Source organism: Frankia sp. CcI49, assembly GCF_001983215.1.
Lineage (GTDB): Bacteria > Actinomycetota > Actinomycetes > Frankiales > Frankiaceae > Parafrankia > Parafrankia irregularis.
The window spans coordinates 108,829-128,240 of the sequence record NZ_MOWP01000027.1; the positions used below are offsets into that span (position 1 = coordinate 108,829).

The 19,412-nt window shown below is 70.7% G+C and carries 12 protein-coding genes; 7 read left to right on the forward strand and 5 right to left on the reverse strand.

The features are described 5' to 3' along the window. Positions 1–490: 490 nt before the first annotated feature. Complete coding sequence (locus CcI49_RS24105) at positions 491–907, forward strand: MerR family transcriptional regulator (RefSeq protein WP_054565249.1); 417 nt, start codon at positions 491–493, stop codon at positions 905–907. 78 nt (positions 908–985) lie between these two features. Here the strand turns inward: CcI49_RS24105 and CcI49_RS43515 are convergent, their stop codons facing one another. Continuing rightward, on the reverse strand, positions 986–3,163 hold the full coding sequence (locus tag CcI49_RS43515; protein WP_054565250.1) for a glycosyl hydrolase: 2,178 nt from the start codon (positions 3,161–3,163) through the stop codon (positions 986–988). A gap of 852 nt (positions 3,164–4,015) precedes the next feature. On the opposite strand from CcI49_RS43515, the gene CcI49_RS24115 reads away from it, so the two are divergent. From CcI49_RS24115 to CcI49_RS24135, 5 genes are all read left to right on the forward strand, one after another. Further along, positions 4,016–4,861, forward strand: coding sequence for a sugar phosphate nucleotidyltransferase (locus CcI49_RS24115; protein ID WP_054565251.1), 846 nt, complete (start codon positions 4,016–4,018; stop codon positions 4,859–4,861). Between the two features lie 94 nt (positions 4,862–4,955). Continuing rightward, positions 4,956–6,338 (forward strand): DUF4910 domain-containing protein, encoded by a 1,383-nt coding sequence (locus CcI49_RS24120; protein WP_076829535.1) that lies wholly within the window; start codon positions 4,956–4,958, stop codon positions 6,336–6,338. Between the two features lie 2 nt (positions 6,339–6,340). Next, entirely contained in the window at positions 6,341–7,108 is a 768-nt protein-coding gene (locus tag CcI49_RS24125) for a 2-C-methyl-D-erythritol 4-phosphate cytidylyltransferase (protein WP_054565253.1), read from the forward strand. Continuing rightward, positions 7,074–8,000 (forward strand): hypothetical protein, encoded by a 927-nt coding sequence (locus CcI49_RS24130; RefSeq protein WP_054565254.1) that lies wholly within the window; start codon positions 7,074–7,076, stop codon positions 7,998–8,000. Before CcI49_RS24125 ends, CcI49_RS24130 begins: the two co-directional genes overlap by 35 nt. Before the next feature lie 98 nt (positions 8,001–8,098). Beyond that, a complete protein-coding gene (locus CcI49_RS24135; protein WP_076829800.1) occupies positions 8,099–8,875 on the forward strand; it encodes an SDR family NAD(P)-dependent oxidoreductase in 777 nt (258 codons plus the stop codon). A gap of 42 nt (positions 8,876–8,917) precedes the next feature. Here the strand turns inward: CcI49_RS24135 and CcI49_RS24140 are convergent, their stop codons facing one another. Continuing rightward, a complete protein-coding gene (locus tag CcI49_RS24140) occupies positions 8,918–10,045 on the reverse strand; it encodes a glycosyl hydrolase (protein WP_076829538.1) in 1,128 nt (375 codons plus the stop codon). Positions 10,046–10,512: 467 nt separating this feature from the next. Between CcI49_RS24140 and CcI49_RS24145 the strand changes: the two genes are divergently transcribed. After that, positions 10,513–11,868 carry a hypothetical protein gene (locus tag CcI49_RS24145; protein WP_241840209.1) on the forward strand — a complete coding sequence of 452 codons (1,356 nt, stop codon included), beginning with the start codon at positions 10,513–10,515 and terminating at the stop codon, positions 11,866–11,868. 796 nt (positions 11,869–12,664) lie between these two features. Here CcI49_RS24145 and CcI49_RS24150 read toward each other — a convergent pair. The 3 genes from CcI49_RS24150 to CcI49_RS24165 form a co-directional block, all read right to left on the reverse strand. Further along, positions 12,665–14,218 carry a hypothetical protein gene (locus CcI49_RS24150; protein ID WP_054565257.1) on the reverse strand — a complete coding sequence of 518 codons (1,554 nt, stop codon included), beginning with the start codon at positions 14,216–14,218 and terminating at the stop codon, positions 12,665–12,667. A 221-nt stretch (positions 14,219–14,439) separates the two neighbouring features. Further along, a complete protein-coding gene (locus tag CcI49_RS24155; protein ID WP_241840210.1) occupies positions 14,440–16,713 on the reverse strand; it encodes a teichoic acid transporter in 2,274 nt (757 codons plus the stop codon). Between the two features lie 1,200 nt (positions 16,714–17,913). Further along, positions 17,914–19,197 (reverse strand): class I SAM-dependent methyltransferase, encoded by a 1,284-nt coding sequence (locus CcI49_RS24165; protein WP_054565259.1) that lies wholly within the window; start codon positions 19,195–19,197, stop codon positions 17,914–17,916. Positions 19,198–19,412 lie beyond the last annotated feature (215 nt).

A 19,412-nucleotide genomic window follows, 5' to 3' on the forward strand; every position in this document is an offset into this window, starting at 1 on the left:
TCCAGTCTCAACGAATCCGGCGCCAGCGGACCGGGTCGCCGAGCGACAATCCGTGCGACCGCGGCTCAGTGCGGCCTGGCACACGCTGACTGCTACAACAGCCCCCCGCCGGGCGATATTGCCGCCGCGGGCGACAACCGCCTCTCCGGGCGGGAGACGGGACATGGGCCACCGTCACGGGGTGCGACCGGCAGCCACCGACAATCCGGCCGGTGTGACAACCCGGCCGGTGTGACCGCGGCCGATGAGACCTGGCCACCCCACGTACCGGGCCCCCGTACTCCGGAACCTGTTACCCAGACACCTGTACCCAGATCTGAGGCGCCCTCCGGACGACACCGACACCGACCTGCATCCCGGGCAGCGGGATCGTTACGACCAGCTTACGGCAGGGTGCTCGGGCGAGTTGCGGGCGCCGAACCACGGATGGACGTACAGTCATCTGACGCCCGGTTTGCCACCGGCGGCAAATACTGACGTAAGGGTCGACTTGTCCACCACGCGGCGTCGCGACGTCCACCAGATCGGGGATGTCGCCGAGCGAGTCGGGCTGTCGCTGCGCACCGTGCGGTACTACGAGGAAGCCGGCCTCCTCCTCCCGGTCGGCCGCACCGTGGGGGGTTTCCGCCTCTACGACAAGGATGCCGTCGACCGCCTCCTCCTGATCAAGAAGATGAAGCCGCTCGGCTTCACCCTGGAGGAGATGCGCTCACTGCTGGTCCTGCGGGACGAGCTCGCGCAGCCGGACCTGCCGGCCCAGCAGCGGGCCGAGCTGCAGGCGAGGCTCGCGACCTGGGTGGCGCTCGCCGAGGAGAAGCTGATCACACTGCGCCAGCAGGTGCAGGTGGCGGAGGCCTTCGTGGGCGGGCTGCACGACGACGCGGAGCGTTCCTCCGGCGCGACCTGAGTCGCCCGGAGCCCCGGCTCCGGCGGCCGGCGAGCTGGACGCCGCCGGCCGCATTGGCATTGCCAGCGGCTGTCGGTGCTACCAGAGGCTGTTGTACATGGACGCCGAGGCCGGATGCATATTGGGGTTGACCAGCGACGAGTGGACATCCCCACTGTCGCCTTCGTTGAAGTAGGCCTCATACGCGAGCGAACCGGCGTACTGCTGGAAAACGGAGTACATCTGCTGGATATAAAGCGGGTTGTCACCACCCGCGGCTCCGCGCCCGCCGGCAACGGTGTTCAGGGCCACGACACCCCACTCGGGCACCGAGAAGAGCTTGCCGTGCTGCTGCGCGAAGCGGATGACGTCGCACAGGCCCTGGGGAGCGTTGCACTGGTCGGTGAAGTCCTTGACCGTGTGGCTGGGAGGGTACTGGTCGTAGCTGTCGATGCCGATCACGTCGACGTAGCTGTTACCCGGGTAGACGCTGTAGGCGTCGTAGTCCGGGCCGTGCGCGTTGAGGTTCCAGTCGATGCGCGCCGCCGGGGCCGCCGATTTGATCGACGACGAGGCGTTCTGGAAGCACTTCACGTAGGCCGTGGGATTCGCGCCGGCGTACCAGCCGAACCATTTGCCGTTGAACTCCCACCCGAGCCGGACGAACGAGTCACCTCGGCCCTGGTTGACCAGCCACCGGCCGAACTGGCGCCATTTGGCGTTGTAGTCGCCGGCGGCGCAGGAGGTCATGTTGCCCACATCCGGAAAGAGCGGAACGCTAACCACGAGTGTGCCGGGATATGAGGCGAACACGCGCCCCATCCAGGGGTTCACAACATCGTCCCAGTCGGCGCGGTCGGTGTAGGTGACAACGACGTCCACCGGGCGATCCCGGAACTGCGCCCAGGCGTTGACCTCGGCCATCGTGTGCGCGGCCAGACCGCTCGGGAAGAGCCCGTCCGTCGCCGCCCGCGCCACCGGCCCGGTGGCGGGCGCCGCGACAGCGGTTCCGGTCGGGGCCGTGCCCGGAGCGGCACCTGGCGCCGAGGCAGCCACCGACCCCGCCGTGGGTGCCGGTGTCTGCGTTTGTGTCTGCGCCGTCAGATTGGTGGCCGAGACGTTTTCCTGCTTGTGCTGGGCGGGGCCCAGAATCCAGGCGACGAGGGCGAGTACCACCGCGACGACGACCAGAACCACGGGAATGTAGGGATGATTTCCCGACCTCGCACCCCAGTGTTCGATGATCCAGTCGGTGATCCGGTTCGGCAGGGCCTGGTCGGCAGCCGGCTCGGCGAACGCTCCGGCGCGAGCCTCCCGGCCCCGGTCACCGCCACGCTCGGCGGAAGAGGCCACGGGAAGGATCCCGTCCAGCGAATCGTCGGCCGTCCTTCCACCCCGGGCCGAATCTGTGCCGCGCCGGCGTCCGGTCGCCTTCGACGTGTCGGCGGCGGGCCTGGCTTCCGGCGTGGGATTCGACCGCACCGGCGGCATGATCATGGTCGCTCGGCCGGACTCCTCGCGGCCCGGATCCGGCTGGGAGACCGAGCCCTGCTCACCGCGGAACGGCCGCGGCAGCTCACCACGAACAAGGCGCTGGGTGCCCGTGTCGGGGCCGACGGCGTGGTCCGCGCCGCGGGCCGGCAGGCGGTCCACCGGCCGTGTCCCGCGGTCCACCGGCCGCGGACGGGCTGCCCGCCCTTCGGCGCCCGCAGACCGCTCGTCCCCGGTCCGCCGGTCGGCACTGAGACGCCGGTCGGAGGCGCCACGTCGCCGGTCGGACCGGTCAGGTCCGTCCGCGGCGACCTCGCCAGACCGGAACCCGTCTGCCTGGCCACGTAGGCCACCGGCACGACGCCTGTCATTCCCGTTCCGGCGATCGCCTGCCCGCCGGCGGTCGTCGGAGTCCTGTCGATCCGCTTCGGTGCCAGCCCGGCCCGCGGTGCCGTCGCCGCCGGGGGCATCGGGGTAGGGGGCGACCGGCGACGTCCGTGGCCGTCGCCGTGCCGAACCACCCCGGGCGGCCAGCAGATCCGGGTCGAACCCGGCATCCGAGCGCTTGTTCTCACGGGCCGAGGCCCGGCGCGGCGACTCGTTGCCGCGACGCGACCCGTTGGATGACCGGTCCACCGAGGGCCGCCCAGCGGCGGAACCACCGCCGCGTGGCACCCGACCCGCGGACGCACTGTCGTCGGCGGCAACGGGCAGGTCCCGGGCCGACGCGGGACGCGGGCCACCGACCGGTCGCGCCCCGTGGTCGTACCGCTCGTCAGACGGCACGGAATCCACCCCCACGAGCAGCAGCGCACCGGACCCGCAGCCACAGCAGGTCAGTCCGTTTACCGAACGTAAATAGTTCGACCGGAAGCACGGATCTTACCTCCCGGCCGACGTAAGAAGATGAAGGTATAGCCCCGGGCACTCTCCGCAGCAGGGTGCCCGCAACACGACGGCAGGGGGCGCGGTGCGGCCTTCCTCCCGGGACATCCGACAAACCGTAACAAGTCCTCAGGCGCCCCGGGGCAAAGGGATCCTGGAACCGGCCTTACAACAAGGTCCACAACAACGCTGACGTGAAGGTCGACAACGCCGGCGTCACCCGGCCGACGCACCGGCCGGCACCCGCTGGCCGCGCTTCGCCGTTCTTGTCCAGGGTCCACGGACCCGCGGACCAGTACTGAAGGCCCGTGGACCAGCACTGAAGGGGCGGTACGGTACCGTTGCCGCGTCGCGCCCGCATGTTGACGATCGAGGACCGCTCCCAACCAGGCGACGACACGATCACACGCGCGACCGAACACGCGAACTGAACACGTGAAAGACAGTGGGCCAGGAAACACCGCGGACCAAATGGAAGCCGCCGCATCCCGACCCACCGAGTGACGGGCCACCGAGTGACGGGCCACCGCCATCCGCGCTCCTCACACCTCCGGTGGGCTACGTGAGCGCGACGACCTTCCCAGCGGCACAGGACAGTCCTTCCCTGCACCGGGTGGGGCTGGTCGGGGGCAGCGGACCTCCTCGCGCAGGGACGTCACGCCAGGCGCAGGGGGCTCGCCGGGCCCGGCCGCGGACTGGTGAGCCATCCATCCCCGTGCCCGCCGGGGCACTGACACGGGAGACGCGACAGCCTTGACGACCGACACGACCCGACCCGCCGCCGCGGCCGACTCCGCGGGCCTCGACCCACGTGACATTCCTGTCGTCATCCTCTGTGGCGGCATGGGCACCCGGCTGCGCGAAGCCAGCGAGAAGCTTCCCAAGCCCCTCGTCGACATCGGCGGGAAGCCCGTGCTGTGGCACATCATGAAGACGTACGAACACTACGGATTCCGCAAGTTCGTTCTGTGCCTCGGCTACAAGAGCGACCTGATCAAGAACTACTTCCTGGCCTATCGCCAGCAGGTCGCGGACTTCACGCTGAAGCTCTCCGACGATCACACACCGCAGTTCCACAACACCGCCGGCGACGAGGACTGGGAGGTCACCTTCGCCGAGACCGGGCTGCTGACCGGGACGGGTGCCCGGCTGCGGCGGGTGGCCCAGTACCTGACCGCCCCCCGCTTCATGATCACCTATGGTGACGGGGTCGGCGCCATCAACGTGGCCGACGTCCTCGCCGACCACGTCCGCTCCGGCCGGATCGGCACCGTGACCGGCGTGCGGCCCTCCAGCCGTTACGGCGAGCTCGTCACCGAGGGCAACGCGGTGACCCAGTTCGCCGAGAAGCCCCCGGCGACCGGGTGGGTCAGCGGCGGCTACTTCGTCTTCGAGCGCGAGTTCGTCGACAAGTACCTCGACGACGATCCGTCCACCATGCTCGAGCGCCACCCGCTGCAGCAGCTCGCCCGCGACAACCAGCTCACCCTGCACACCCACGAGGGGTTCTGGATGGGCATGGACACCTTCCGCGACTGGACCGAGCTCAACCAGCTGTGGGACGCGGGTGCCGCGCCGTGGCGGGTCTGGGCCGACTGAGCAGGCCGAGCCGACTGGGCCGGCCGAGCCCACCGATCGATCAGAAGCCGGACGCCGAAGGAACCGGACACCGAAGGAAGCGGGCAGCGAAGCCATGAGCACCACCGAGAGCGACGTGGTGGGCCACCGCCTGTACGACCTCGTCGCAGCCCTGATGCCACCGATGCGCTCGATCACCGGCAACGGGGTCCGGGCGACGCTGGACCTGGTGCGGGCGGCGCTGCCGGCCCAGGTCCCGCTCACCGTGCACGAGGTACCGACAGGCACGCCCGTCCTCGACTGGACGATCCCGCGGGAGTGGAACGTCGCGGGTGCCCGGCTCATCGGGCCGGACGGCCGGGTCGTCCTGGACGCCGCCGACAACCCCCTGCACCTGCTCGGCTACAGCATCCCGATGCGGGCCAGGATGCCCCTGGACGAGCTGCGCCACCACCTCTACTCGATGCCGGACCGGCCGGACTGGGTCCCCTACCGGACCTCGTACTACAACGACGCCTGGGGGTTCTGCCTCACCGACCGCCAGCTCGCGTCGCTGCCCGACGGCGAGTACCAGGTGGAGATCGACACCTCGCTCACCGAGGGCTCGCTGACCTACGGCGAGATCGTCCTGCCGGGCACCAGTGACGAGGAGTTCCTCGTCACCACGCACCTGTGCCACCCCGCGATGGCCAACGACAACTCGTCCGGCATCGCGGTGGCGATCGAGCTGGCCGCCGCGCTGGCCGCCCGGACACGCCGGTACACCTACCGGCTGCTGTTCATCCCCGGGACGATCGGTTCCATCACCTGGCTGGCCCGCAACCCGGGCGTGATCGGGCGGATCCGGCACGGCCTGGTGCTCACCGGCCTGGGCGACCGCGGTGCTCCGACCTACAAGCGCAGCCGGCGCGGCAACGCGATCATCGACCGGGCCACGGCACGCGCGCTCGCCGAGACGGGACGTCCGCACCGGGTCGTGGACTTCTCGCCGTACGGGTACGACGAGCGCCAGTTCTGCTCGCCGGGCTTCGACCTGCCGGTCGGCCGGTTCGGTCGCAGCCAGCACGGCGAGTACCCGGAGTACCACACCTCGGCCGACAACCTCGAGTTCGTGACGCCGGAGTCGCTGGCCGACTCGTTCTCGATCCTGCGGCGCACGATCGAGATCTGCGAGGCCGACCGGGTCTGGCGCAACACCTCCCCCTACGGCGAGCCGCAGCTCGGCCGGCGTGGGCTCTACCGCTCGATCGGCGCGACGATGAACCGCGCGTCGATCGASATGGGGTTGCTGTGGGTGCTCAACCTGGCCGACGGCACCCGCGGCCTGCTCGACATCGCCGAGCGCGCCGACCTTCCCTTCGACGCGGTCGCGAACGCGGCGGACGCACTGGCCGGCGTGGGCCTGCTGGTCGAGGAGCCGTCGGTGGCAGGGGCGTCCGCGTCCCTGGCAGCGGCATCCCTGGCGGGCGCGTCCGCGGCCTCGGTCGTGATCGGTTGAGCATGGACGTCGTCAGCCCGACCACGGGACGGGCCGGGTCAGCGGATCCGTCCGGGTCAGCCTGGGCGATCGTGCTGGCGGCCGGCGGCGGCACCCGGTTCGGTGGCCCGAAGCAGTTCGCCGACCTCGGTGGCCGGCCACTCGTCGCCCACCCGGTGCGCGCCGCCGGCCTCGCCTGTGACGGAGTCGTCGTCGTGCTTCCCCAGCATCTGCTGGAGCGGTGGACACCGCCGGCCGGTGTCCTGGCGGTGCCCGGCGGCGCGATGCGCGCCGACTCGGTGCGGGCGGGGCTGGCGGCCGTCCCCGCCGACGCCGAGGTCATCGTGGTGACGGACGCCGCGCACCCGCTCGCCACCCCGGCGCTGTACCGCGCGGTGGTCGCGGCGGTGCGCGCCGGCGCCGACGGCGCCGTCCCCGGGCTGCCGCTGACGGAGGTCGTCAAGGAGGTCGTCCCGCAGGCCCGGGCGGACGGCGGGACCGATCTGGTCACGGGTGCCTCGCTGCCGCGGGAGACCCACCGGCTGGTGCAGACGCCGCACGCGTTCCGGGCGTCGGCGCTGCGGGCGGTGCACGCCGACGCGGCCGAGGCCGTCGAGGACTCGGCGATGGTCGCCGACGCCGGCGGCCGGATCGTCGTCCTCGACGGCGAGCCGGCCAACATCCACGTCACCACGCCGGAAGAGCTCGACCTCGCCCGGCTCCTTCTCAAACACGTCCAGGACGAGGGAGAACCAGATGAGCACAGTGCTGCTCGACTCAGCGCTGTCTGACGACGACCGGCGGGCCAAGCTCTACGAGGGCGAGCTCTTCGTCTACTCGCCGCGGCCCAGCACCACCGCGTTCGTCGAGTTCACCAGGGAGCTCATCCGGGACGCGTTCGGCGACCTGGATCCCGAGACCGCGCAGTACCACATGCCGGTCGAGGACTACGCGGCCCTGCTCGCCGAGCTGAAGCCGCGGTTCATCCACCACCCGACCTGCAAGGAGCTCATCCCGGCGATGCTCGCCGAGCTGGGCTGCGACATCTCCAAGACCTACTTCGACGTCCCGCGGCTGCGGACGTCGACGAGCGACGACTACCTCACCTCGGGTATCGCCTACGCGTTCCACCCGCACCGCGACACCTGGTACTCGGCGCCGTTCTGCCAGCTCAACTGGTGGATGCCGATCTTCGACATCGTGCCCGAGAACGGACTTGCCTTCCACCCCCGCTACTTCGGCCAGGGCGTGAAGAACGGCTCGCGCACCTACAACTACTACGAGTGGAACAAGACGAACCGCGCGTCGGCCGCCAAGCACATCAAGTCCGACACCCGGGTGCAGCCCAAGCCCGAGGAGGAGGTCGAGATCTTCCCGCAGACGCGGGTGATCGCGCCCCCCGGCGGCATGCTCGTCTTCTCCGGCAACCAGCTGCACTCCTCGGTGCCGAACAACTCCGGCCGCACCCGCTTCAGCATCGATTTCCGCACGGTCCATTTCGACGATGTGGTGAACCACGTGGGCGCGCCCAACGTCGACTCGGAATGCACCGGCACGACGATGCGTGACTACCTGCGCGGCACCGACCTGAGCCGCATCCCCGAGGACCTCTGCCTCAGCTACGACGAGGCTCCCCCGCTGCCGGACGCCATCCTCGTCTACGACCACCAGACGGCCTCGTGAGCGGCGACGCAGCACCGAACCCGTCGCCGGGCCCGTCGCCGTCGCCGTCACCGGAGTCCGGGCCGGCCGCGACGCTCACGACCGTCGCCACCGGCCCGCTGGCCGGCCGGGTGGCGGTGGTCACCGGTGCGTCGAGCGGCATCGGCCGCGCGGTCGCCGCCCGGCTGGCCGGTGACGGCGCGACCGTGCTGGCGCTGGGCCGGGACCAGGCCCGCCTGGACGCCCTCAGCAAGGAGGCCGCGGCGCTTCCCTCCAGCGGATCGCTGGTGCCCATCCGGCTCGACCTGACCGACACCGCCGCGGTGGAGCGGTTCGCCGCGGACACCGTCGTCCGGTACGGCCACGTTCACCTGCTCGTCCACAGCGCCGGCGGCTACCTCAACTCCCGGGTCGAGGACGCCTCCGTCGACGACTTCGACGCGCAGTACGCCGCGAACGTCCGCGGGCCGTTCGTCCTGACGCAGCGGCTGCTTCCCGCGCTGCGCGCCGCGGCCACCATCGACGGCGACGGCACCGTCGACAGCGACGGTGCCGCACCCGCTGGTGCGGACGTGGTGGTCATGAACTCGTCGCAGGGTGTCCGCGCGGGTGCCGGGACCAGCCAGTTCGCGGCGACGCAGCACGCGATGCGCGCCGTCGCGGACAGCCTGCGCCAGGAGATCAACTCCGACGGCATCCGGGTCGTGACCATCCACCTGGGCCGGACGGCGACCCCCCGCCAGGAGGCGATCTTCGAGCGGGAGGGGCGCAGCTACCGCCCCGAGCTGCTGATCCAGGCGGAGGACGTCGCCGACCTCGTCACCTACCTGGTGCAGCTCCCCCGCACCGCCGAGGTCACCGAGCTGCATCTGCGGCCCGCGCTGAAGAGCTACTAGGGCCGGCGCCCGGCGCTGCTGGCAGCACCCACCGGTACCGGCTCACGATCCGGTACCGGTGGCAGCCACCTTCGGGCCACCGAAGAGCTCGAGATAGCGCTTTGCGCTGTTCGGGTTCGTCGCCGGGTTGTGCAGGGACGAGGCGACGTTCTCCTCCTCGGCCGGTGAGGCACTGTAGTAGGCCTCATAGGCGAGGATGTCCTTGTTGGCGACGAAGAACTCGTACATCTTCTCGATGTAGAACGGGTTGTCGGCGCCACCGCCGGCACTGGCGCGGCGGTCCAGGCCCCACTCCGGAACGGCGAGGCGCTTGCCGTGCTCGCGCGCGAACTTCGCCACGGTGCACACGCCCGACGCCCGGTTGCACTGCTCGTTGAAGATCTTCTGGCTGAGCGAGGCCGGCGAGCTGTCGTAGGCGTCGATGCCGATGATGTCGACGACATCGTCTCCTGGGTAGGCCTCCCACACGTTGTCGCCGTTCTCCATCGTGTCGCGATGCGCGGTCATATCCCATTCGATCTGCACCTGCGGGGCGATCGACCGGATCGCGGCGGCGGCGCGGGTGAAGCAGACCTTCCAGGTGCCGGTGTCCTTGGGAAGCCAGGGGTCGAACCAGTCGCCGTTGAACTCCCAGCCGAGCCGGACGATCGCGTCCGGCCGGCCGTTGCGGACCAGGGTGGTGCCGAAGTCGCGCCAGTGGCTGTCGTAGGCGCCCGCCGCGCAGGCCGCCTCACTGCTCCCCTTCGCCAGCAGCGGCTGGGCGATCGAGAGCTGCCCCGGATAGGTCTCGGGGCGGAAGTCGGACATCGGCCAGTCCGCCTGGGTGATCGTCTGCCAGTTCGTCCGAGCGGTGAAGACGACGGCGACGTCGGTGGCCCGACCGATCCAGGCCTCCCAGGACGCGAGGTCGTTCGGCGGGTTGGCGTTGGCGCCCGATACCCAGCTCACGCCGGTGGTGGTGGGGTGGGTCGCGGGAACATCCTCGTCGCCACCGGTGAAGACGATGACAGCCACGGCCAGCAGGACCACGGCAAGGGCCGCGCTGGCCGCGCCGAGCAGGAGCAGCCTGCGTTGCCGGCGTTGCCGCTGCGGGGCCGCACCGGTGTCCGGCGGCACGACCGACCACGCGGACCGCTCCGCGCCAGGCCGTCTGGAACCCCCGCCTTCCATGCCCCCACCTCCATCGCCGGCGCACGATGACGCCCGAAGATCATTTGATGTGCACGCCGGCACCAACGCGACCGCCTAAACGGAGCACCGGGGACGGACGGTTCCCGCGAGCGGCGGCAGTCAGCTGCGCGACACATCTGGGGACAAGATCCCCCGCCTTCTCACCTCTCCCGATCATCACGACACGTACTACTGGTATTACCTGTCGCAACAATGACGCCACGTGAGGTTTGCTAACCATACCTGGTCGCGCGGGGACCGCGGCGGCCGCCACGAGGCCGCATTTCGCCCACCGCTAGACTGTCGCTCCGGGCCGACGCCGGTCACCCGCAGCGGCGATGCGGCCGTCAACCCACTGCCCCGACGGGTCGATCGGGCGGGTCGCCAGCCAGCCGAAGCGATGCGAGCGATACGCGGCACGGCGCAGGCCAGACATGCCGACGCGGCAGAAACGGGGGCGGAAACAGGTGGTCACCACCACCCTCACCACGAGGATTCCACGCTCCTGGGTGATCCCCACCGCCGAGGTGACCGCCGAGGACCCACGCAACGCACGGATCCTCAAGACACTGACGATCCTGCTCTGCGCGAATATCTTCCTGCAGCGGTTCGCCATCCCGGTCGCCGGCGCCCAGCTGCAGCTCATCCTGCCGATCACCATCGTCGGCGTCATCGTGATGATGAGCCACGGCGACATCCAGGTGAATGTCGGCCGGGTGCGCGCCTATCTGCTGGCGATGACCGCCTGCTGCGCGGCCGCGCTGGTCTCGTTCCTGCGCGAGCTGGACGACAGCGCGATCACCTCGCTCATCCTCCTGTTCGCCACGTATGTGCCACTGTGCTTCGGCCTCGCTCCGAGCGACGCCAAGTCGATCTTTCCCCGGGTGCTCGACCGGTTCGTGACGCTGACGACGATCCTGGCCGGGATCGCGATCTTCCAGTTCGCCATCCAGCTCGTCGGCTGGCAGTACACGGACGTCCTCAAGCAGGTCGTGCCCGACAACTTCCGGATGCACGGGTTCAACACCAGCTACCCGGTGCAGTACGGATCGAGCCTCTACAAGTCGAACGCCTTCATCTGCCTGGAGCCGTCGTTCTGCTCGCAGTTCCTGGCGTTCGGCCTGGTCGTCTGCGTGCTCCGCTCCGGCAGCTGGTGGCGCTACGTCCTTTACGTGCTCGCCCTGCTCTCAACGGTCTCCGGAACCGGCGTCGTGCTGCTGGCCGTCGCCCTGGTGCTGCTCTCGGTGCACAAGGGTGCCCGGTTCGCGACCACGGCCTTCGTCGGCGTCGCCATCGTTGTGACGATCCTCAGCTTCACCCCGGCGGCGAGCATCTTCGCCGAGCGAGCGACCGAGACCTCCTCGAACAACTCCAGCGGAAGCCTGCGGTTCGTCCAGCCCTACACCAGGACCTGGGATGCGCTGGACAAGGATCCCGTCACTGTCCTCTTCGGTTCCGGCCCCGGATTCGCCGACCGCGACGCGATCGAGTTCTTCCTCCGGACCAGCCTGCCGCTGAACTACGCGCTGCTGCCCAAGCTCGTCCTGGAGTACGGCGTGATCGGGACCGTCGCCTTCCTGGCCTTCGTCCTGTCCATGTTCGTGCGTGGCTCGCCGTCGTTCGTCCTCTCCGGATCGGTCATCGTCTTCTACAGCGTGCTGTCGGGTGGTCTCCTCAGCCCCGTTGTGACCACGCTGGGCATGCTCCTCGTGTCCTGGTTCACCACGACGCCCGAGGACGAACGCTGGAACCGTCCACGAGTCACGGCCCAGATCGATCCCGCCTTCGCCGCCCCACTCGCTCCGGCCCAGCACAGCGTCTAGAGACGGGCGCCAGGCCGCCACGCGGGGCTGGGGGTCGCCCTGCTGTCCGCCGGCAGAGCCCCTGTTCTTCACAGCCGCCCCTGGGCGTGACTGTGGCTCCTGCTGGGCGTGACTATGGCTCCCGCCGGTCCGCGTCCGTCTGCCGCCCGGGTCCCTGCCGCCCGCCAGGGATCCGCACCGCCAACCGGCACCAGCAATCCACATCAAAAGGCGCAAAAGGGGTGCCGAGCGCCCTGACAATCCGCAAGAGTGCAGGATTCTGGTCGTCGGAACGACCAGAATCCTGCACTCTTGTCCGCTAGCAGGCCGCGTTTAGCAGGCCACGTTCCGGAGCCGCGGCTCGAACTCGAAGCGGAATCACTCTGTCGCAGGCGCCACAGCCAGCGGGCCTGCGGCCAGCTGCAAGATCAGCCAACAGCACAGAACTGACCAGTCCAGGGCTACACCTATGCGACAGGCGCGCCCGCCTGCCACCGCTCGCCCTTACCCGGACGGCCCAGGAGCACGGCTCCCCATTCCGTTCACGTGGCGGCCAGGGGGCTTTCCGCGCCCCCCGCCAGGCCCCACCGCCCCCACCACCCCGGCCTTGCGTCCGACAAACAGCGAGGGGCGGGTCGGTTCGGGGCTCTGCCATGCCCCGAGCGACCCGCCCCTCATTCGGTGCGGCCCTGCTCCCCTCCCCCGCCGGCCCGGTGATCCCGCTACCGGCGGAGGTACTGCCTTGCCTCTTCCGTGCCGTGCCTGTCGTGCTGCGGCGGCCTCACTCGGCCGCCTGTACTCAGGCCCTTGCGCCCGCTCAGCGATTCGGCCGCGCGTAGCGGTCGGTCGCCTCGGTGTCGCGTGAGCCCCGGCCATGTGGCTCGGCACCCACCGGCGAAGCGGACGTGATCGACTCTACCGAAGCCGACGTCGAAGAACGACCACCACCGGCGTTGCGCCGCACCGCGGTACGGCCGTCGTGCACCACACCCACGACCCGCTCGGCCAGCGCCGGCCAGTCGCGCGGCACCTGCTCAAGCTCCTTGAGGTTGGTGTCGGACGAGGTGATGACGACGACGGCGTCCGCCTGGATCGCCGAGGCGGCGGTCATCGGCAGGTCCGCGAGCGCGGCGGTGACCAGGATGACGAGGTCCACGACGGGCGCGCGGTCGGCCAGGATCGGCGCGAGGCCGCCGGGACGCGCCGCCCGGGCCGGCGAGACCCGGTTGTACAGGATGTGGCCGCGACCGGTGCCGGAGGAGCGAGCCAGGCAGGTCGGCTCGTGCGCCCAGTGGGGCAGCTCGGCCGAGGTGGGCCGGGGCAGCCCTTCCAGCGAGGCCCGCACCTCGGACTGGGCCGAGGTGTCGAGGATCAGGACCACGCCCTGGTCGTCCGACCAGGCCGCGGCGACCGCGGCGACCAGCTCGGAGCTGAGGTCCGTCCGCGAGGCGGGGGTGAAGGCCACCACCTTGCTGGTCGGCGACATCACCGCCGACATCGCGGAGACCAGGGTCTCCGCCGCGTTGGCGCTGGTGCGGTTCGGCGGCAGGTCCGCGATCAGCGGCACACCCAGCAGGTCGGCCGAGTTGTGCGGGTCGAGGATGGTCGGGCGCCGCTGGTACATGATCCACAGCCCGGCGATGGAGCCGAACAGGCCGAGCAGCGCGGCCACCAGAACGTTGCGGAACAGGTTGGGTGCGACCTGCCCGTTCGACTGGGGCGCCTCAGCGAGGCGGACCGAGGCGTTCGCGGCGTAACCCGCCACGCCCGCTTCCTTGAGCTTGGTCTCGATCTCCGTCAGCTCGCCGCTGAGAACGCGCCCCCTGCTCAGGCTGAGTGCATCGTTCGCCTGGCCGAGCCCTGCCAACTCCTGGAGCTTTGCCTGCCGCGCCGCATTGAGCGCCTCGACGCTCGACGTGTCGCCGTTGCCGGACTTGCCGAGCTGGGCGATGTAGGCGTTCTTCGCCTTGTTCACGAAGTCGATCGCGGCCTGCTGCGTCGGACCCTTGCCGATGATCGTGAAGAAGTAGCCCTCGTCCGACGGCGTGGTCTTCAGCCGGTCGGTGACGTCATCACGGGAGATCTTCAGATCCGAAGCGATCGTGTCCAGCGTCGCTGTCGACGTCGCGAGCTGGGCCTGGGTCTGGGTGTAGCGGCCAGGGTCGACCGAATCCGGGATGCCGTCCGTGCTCAGGAAGATCCGCGAACTGGCCTCGTAGGTGGCCGCCTGCTGCTTGGAAACGATCATCGCGAGCGCGGCCAGAATGACCGTGGCGATGACGATGACCATCCAGCGCGGCTTGATGATGCGGATCAGCGACGGCGCGGAGGGAGCACGGCCGCCCTCGGCCGGCTGCCCGGAGCGGCTCATCGCGCGCCCGCCTCAGCGCCGCGCGGACGCCGCGAGGCGCCAGCCCGCCGCGTGCAGAGCAGCGCTGGCGCGGGCCCTCCCGGTCGCGAATGAAGCGGAGTCAATTGGGCCCCCCACAGGAGCGTCAAGCCGGTCATTTAGACCACGGCCAAGATCTGACGGAACCGATTTGTGAGCATAGCCGATAGCGCAAAGTAAGCGGTCTACGCCATCGACRCAACCTACCGTTCCGTTAAATTTCCACCGTCGGACAGGCCACCACGGCTACCGTGCGGTCCCTGCCCGGCCACCGACGACGATCCGGACGCGGACGGCGATGACGTAGCGTGCCTGCCCGTCGACGCCCTGCCCGTCGACGCACTGCCCGTCGCCGCGTCGGGCAGATCGAGGGCTCCGCTTTCACCGACGCCCGGCAGGGCGATGCCCCGGCCGGGCGTGCCACCGCCCGCCTCGGCCGCGGCACTCTGCCGCGCCGCCACCGCCGCGAGGCGCTCCGCCTCGTGATCGCGGATCACTCGGCGCAGCTGGATCCACCAGACCGGCGCGATACCCCAGAACACGACGTTGAAGCCGATGACAGCGCCCCGCGCGTCTCCCAGCAACAGGCCGATGATCGGAAACGCGAACAACATCGGCGCCATCACCAGATTGATCCGGAACGTCTTTCTGGTGTGACCGAGCGCGTACATGATGCAGGCCGGCCCGGTCGGCACGGCGGTCCCGGCGTAATGCAGCGCGGAAATCAACAGGATGGCGTGCGCCCCCGGCCAGCTCGCCCTGAACAGAAACTCCCCGAGCGCCGGGAACAGGATGAAGATGAGGCTCCAGAGGAATCCGAGCCCGACAACCACCGAGGTGAGGACCACCGCGGCCTGTTGGCGGGCCCGGGCTGACATGTCCATCCGGCGGGACAGCTCCGGGACCGCGAAGCTGACGATTCCGACACCGATCACGGTCGTCGGGCCGAGGACGGTACGCACGGCGCTCAGGTCACCGACGATCTCCGCGGAACGCAGCGCGCCCATGAGCAGGATCGACGCCTGCAACGCGCCCTGGACGGTGATGAACTCCGCCGTCAGGTTGGACGCGTTGGCCCGGTTCTCCCTGACCCAGGCCAACGCACGGGACGGCGCCGGCCACAGGCCCGCCTGGGCCACTCCGAGCAGCGCCGCGACCAGTGCGGCGACGCCCCAGGCCAGCAGCATCGGCGGGGATTCCGCCACCCCGCGCCGGATGAGCACCGCCAGCCCGACAACCTGGACCAGGGCCCAGGCGACGTCGTTGACGAAGGCCTTGACCGGCACGCCCTGCGCGAAGAACACATAGCGCCAGGCATCCTGCAGCAGCAGCCCCGGCAGGACGAAGCCCATGATGACCAGCCCGCTGCCTACCCGCCCACCGATGAGCAGTCCCACCAGGATGGAGGGAAGGCTCAGCACCGCGCCGAACGCCAGGCAGGCCCCGGTGGTCGAGGCGGCCGCGTGCCGGAACGCGGCGGCCGACCGCCCGGCATATGCGATTCCCAGCGGCACACAGCAGCTCGACCGCGAAATGCCGATGATGACCGAGAAGATCAGATACGGGACGGCGAACCCGGCGGCGTACTCCGTCTTGCCCACGTAGTGGGCGACCAGGATCGAGACGGCGGCGTTGGTGGCGCTGGAGACGCCCTGGTCGGCGAGCGTCCAGATCGCCTTCGTCTTCGTCGAACCGCCGCCGGTCCGCTTCTCCTCCGCCGCCCGCGCGCCGGGCCGCTCGGCACCGGACGGTGTGGCGGCGGCTCCGACCAGGTCCGGATCATCGGCTCCGTCGAACCGGCCGCGCCGGGAGTCGGACAGCCGGTCCGGATCCGAGGTCCCCGCGGGCGCGCCGGCACCGGCCCGGGAACGGGGCACCGGCGTGTTCCCGGGCACGCCGGATCGACGGACCACCTGGGTGCTGGCGGCATCGCCGTCGCCCCGGTTGCGCCCGTACAGGCGCGGGATGTACTCCGTCTGGTCCGGTACGCGCGCGTCTTCCAGCTCCAGCCGCCGCCGTAGCGCCGACAGGTCGATGGTGTCGGTGAACGCGCTGATGAAGTGCAGGTCCGGGCCGCGCGTCTCGGGCGGCGGGTCATGGCGTTCCCCGCGACCTCCCCGTCCACGGCCGGCGGCCTGGGAGCGTCGGGTGGCCGGGTCGGATCCCCCGCCGGGGCTCGGAGCAGCCGGCTTCCCCGCATCTGATCGTGACTGACCCCGACGCCCGGTCGCGGACCAGCCGCGTCCCGCCCTTACTCCGTGCTCGGCGCTACCCCCGGGCTCGGCGCTACCCCCGGGCTCGGCGCTGCCTCCGGGCTCGGCGCTGCCTCCAGGCCCGGCGCCGCCGGGGCGGCCGGTGCCGGTGGGTGGCGCGGCGTCCTGGGCCGCCGGCCGGGGAGTTCCCCCCCGTGACCGCTCCTGCGCCTGCCAGTTCCGCGCGGGAGGGGGCGTCGGCGAGTCCACCCGGATGCCGGGCACAGGATCCGGTGCCCTCGGCGGCCGTTCCCCGGGCACCGGTGTCGGCTGCCGGGCTGGCGGCGGTGTCGGTTGGCGGACCGCCGGTGGTGTCGGCTGCCGGGCTGGCAGCGGTGTCGGTTGGCGGCCGGCGCCTCGCTCCGGCGGTACACCGGGCCCTCCGACCATCCGCACCGTCGTCTCGGGCAGGACCCAGGCATCGGAAGGAGTGGCCGGTGACGGCGCCGCCGGTGCGGAACCCCGGGCCGGCTCCCCTGGAACCGGCGTCACTCCCGGCGGCGTCACAGCGCCGGCCGGTGATGCGCCGTCAGCCGGTGGTACGACGCCGGCCGGTGGTACGACGCCGGGTTGGGAGACCGATCCTGGCGGTGGCGTGTTCCCGACCGGGCTGCGCGGCATCGCGGTCCAGCCCGGAGGCGGTGTCAGCGCGCGCGACGCACTCCGCCTGCCGGGAACCTCGCCATCGGACGCCGGCCCCGCTCCGGGAGGTCCGGAGGGCGGCGGGGTGCTGAACCATCCGGGCTGCTGGCGGTTGTCCCCGGTCTGGCGGTGCCTCCCCGGCTGCCGTCGCTGGCCGGGCTGCCGCTGCCCGTCAGGCTGCGCCTGATGCTGGCCGGGCTGCTGGTGCTGGTCGTGCTGGCCGGCGGTCGGGTACCCGCCTCCCGGCGGAGGCGTCGCCTGCCGGGCGGACAGACCCTCCACCTGAATCGGGCCGGACGTCGGCCGGCCCGGGCCGGGACCTCCTCGTGGATCGGGCGGCTCCGGGGAGCTGTTCCTGGGCACCGGAGGACCACCCACCTGGACACCCGGAGACACCTGCACCGGCCCGACCGGCGAGCCCGAACCCGAACCCGGCAGATGAGACGAGCCCGGTGGCGAGTCCGCGGGCGGAGGCGATGACCCCGCGCCGGTCAGGTTCGGCCCATTACCCGAATCGCGGCCCGAATCACGGCCCGAATCGCGCCGGCCCCAGCGGGTTCGCCGGGCGCGGGGCACGTACTGGGTGCTTCCGGCATCGCCGGACGGCAACTCGGGCGGGAGGTCGGCGTCCTCCCCGCCCGCGGCCCTCGGTTCCGTGCCGAGATCGGTCATGCCGGACGCCCCGCTCCGCCGGGCAGGCTCAGGGCGCCCGGAGCACGGGGTGCACGGCACAGCCGGACGGCTGCCGACACAGGTGTCATTGCTTCGGTGGGTACCGCTTCCCTAGAGAACGACCGGACGGGGAACGGGGACGATGAAGCGCCCGCCCCGGGCGGCGTACTCCTCCTGCTGCGCCATGATCTCCTTCTTCACGTTCCAGGCCAGGAGCAGCAGGTAGTCGGGCTGACGCTCCAGCAGGACGGCCGGGTCGAGGATCGGGATCCGCGCACCGGGGATGTACTTGCCCTGCTTGTGGACGTTGCGGTCGACGACGAAGTCGATCAGCGAGTGGTCGATGCCGGTCGAGTTCAGCAGGGTGGCACCCTTCGCGGCGGCACCGTAGGCGGCGACGGACTTCCCGTCCGCCCGCAACGAGCGCAGCAGCTCGGTCAGCTCGGTCTGCAGCACACGGACGTCGTCACCGAAGCTCGCGTAGCGCTCGAACGAGCCCAGCCCGGCGGCCCGCTCGGCGTCCAGCACCTCGGCCACCGAGGCCGTCGGCGCGGCCGCCGCCTGCTGCTGCATCCGCCAGCGCAGCGTGCCGCCGTGCAGCTCGGTGAACTCCTCGACCCCGACCAGCGCCAGGCCGTGGCGGCGCATGAGGGCGTCCACGGCGATGGTGGAGAAGTAGCAGAAGTGCTCGTGGTAGACGGTGTCGAACTCGTTGTGCGCCAGCAGCGCGCCGACCCCGGGGTTCTCGACGTCGATGATGCCGTCGTCCTTCAGCAGGATCGAGAAGCCCTCGACGAAGCTGTTCAGGTCCGGGACGTGGGCCATCACGTTGTTCGCGATGATGACGTCCGCCTTGAGGCCCTCGGCGACGAGCGCGCGGGCGAGGTCGGCGCCGAAGAACTCCTCACGGGTGGGCACACCCGCCTTACGCGCCGCGGCCGCCGGCCCCGGCGTCGGCTCGATGCCGAGCACCGGGATGCCCCGCTCGACGAACGCCTTGAGCAGGTAGCCGTCGTTGCTGGCGACCTCGACGACCAGGCTGTCCGGCCCGAGGTCGCGGCTCGCGATCAGGTCGATCACATGCTTCTCGGAATGCCGCACGAGCATGTCGGAGAACGAGGAGAAGTACGGGTAGTCGGCGTCGAAGATCTCGTCTGCGGGCAGCGCGTGGGTGAGCTGGACGAGCGCGCACTGCTCGCAGAATCCGACCTCCAGCGGGAAGACCGGGTCGACCGCACCAAGCGCGTCCGCCTTCACCAGCCGGTTCGCGACCGGAGTGGAGCCCAGCGACAGGAAGAGCCGCGGAGCGGGCCCGTCGCATGATCTGCAGGCGGTGACCGGGGCGGCGACGCCCCCCGCGGCCGTGCTTCCTTCTGCTGCGCTACCGGATGACATTCGTTCCCCTGTTCGAGGTCACTGCGGCGCGGTGACCAGTGAGCGGCCTGCGTTGGGCTGCGGCCGGTCCGTAGCCGGCCTCGTTCGAGATGATGACGACCGCAATCCTGACGGCAATCGTGGTGCTGGCCCGACGCCCGCTGGCCGCCTTCGGTCAGCGGCCACGAGCTGGACCACCAGCAGTCGCATCCGACCAGATCACCATGACAGGCATG

What these genes read in the sequence shown, in the direction of transcription:
- CcI49_RS24165 (WP_054565259.1), bottom strand. Translation starts at nt 19,197, where the DNA reads ATGTCATCCGGTAGCGCAGCAGAAGGAAGCACGGCCGCGGGGGGCGTC.
- CcI49_RS24125 (WP_054565253.1), top strand. Translation starts at nt 6,341, where the DNA reads ATGGACGTCGTCAGCCCGACCACGGGACGGGCCGGGTCAGCGGATCCG.
- CcI49_RS24140 (WP_076829538.1), bottom strand. Translation starts at nt 10,045, where the DNA reads ATGGAAGGCGGGGGTTCCAGACGGCCTGGCGCGGAGCGGTCCGCGTGG.
- CcI49_RS24130 (WP_054565254.1), top strand. Translation starts at nt 7,074, where the DNA reads ATGAGCACAGTGCTGCTCGACTCAGCGCTGTCTGACGACGACCGGCGG.
- CcI49_RS24150 (WP_054565257.1), bottom strand. Translation starts at nt 14,218, where the DNA reads ATGAGCCGCTCCGGGCAGCCGGCCGAGGGCGGCCGTGCTCCCTCCGCG.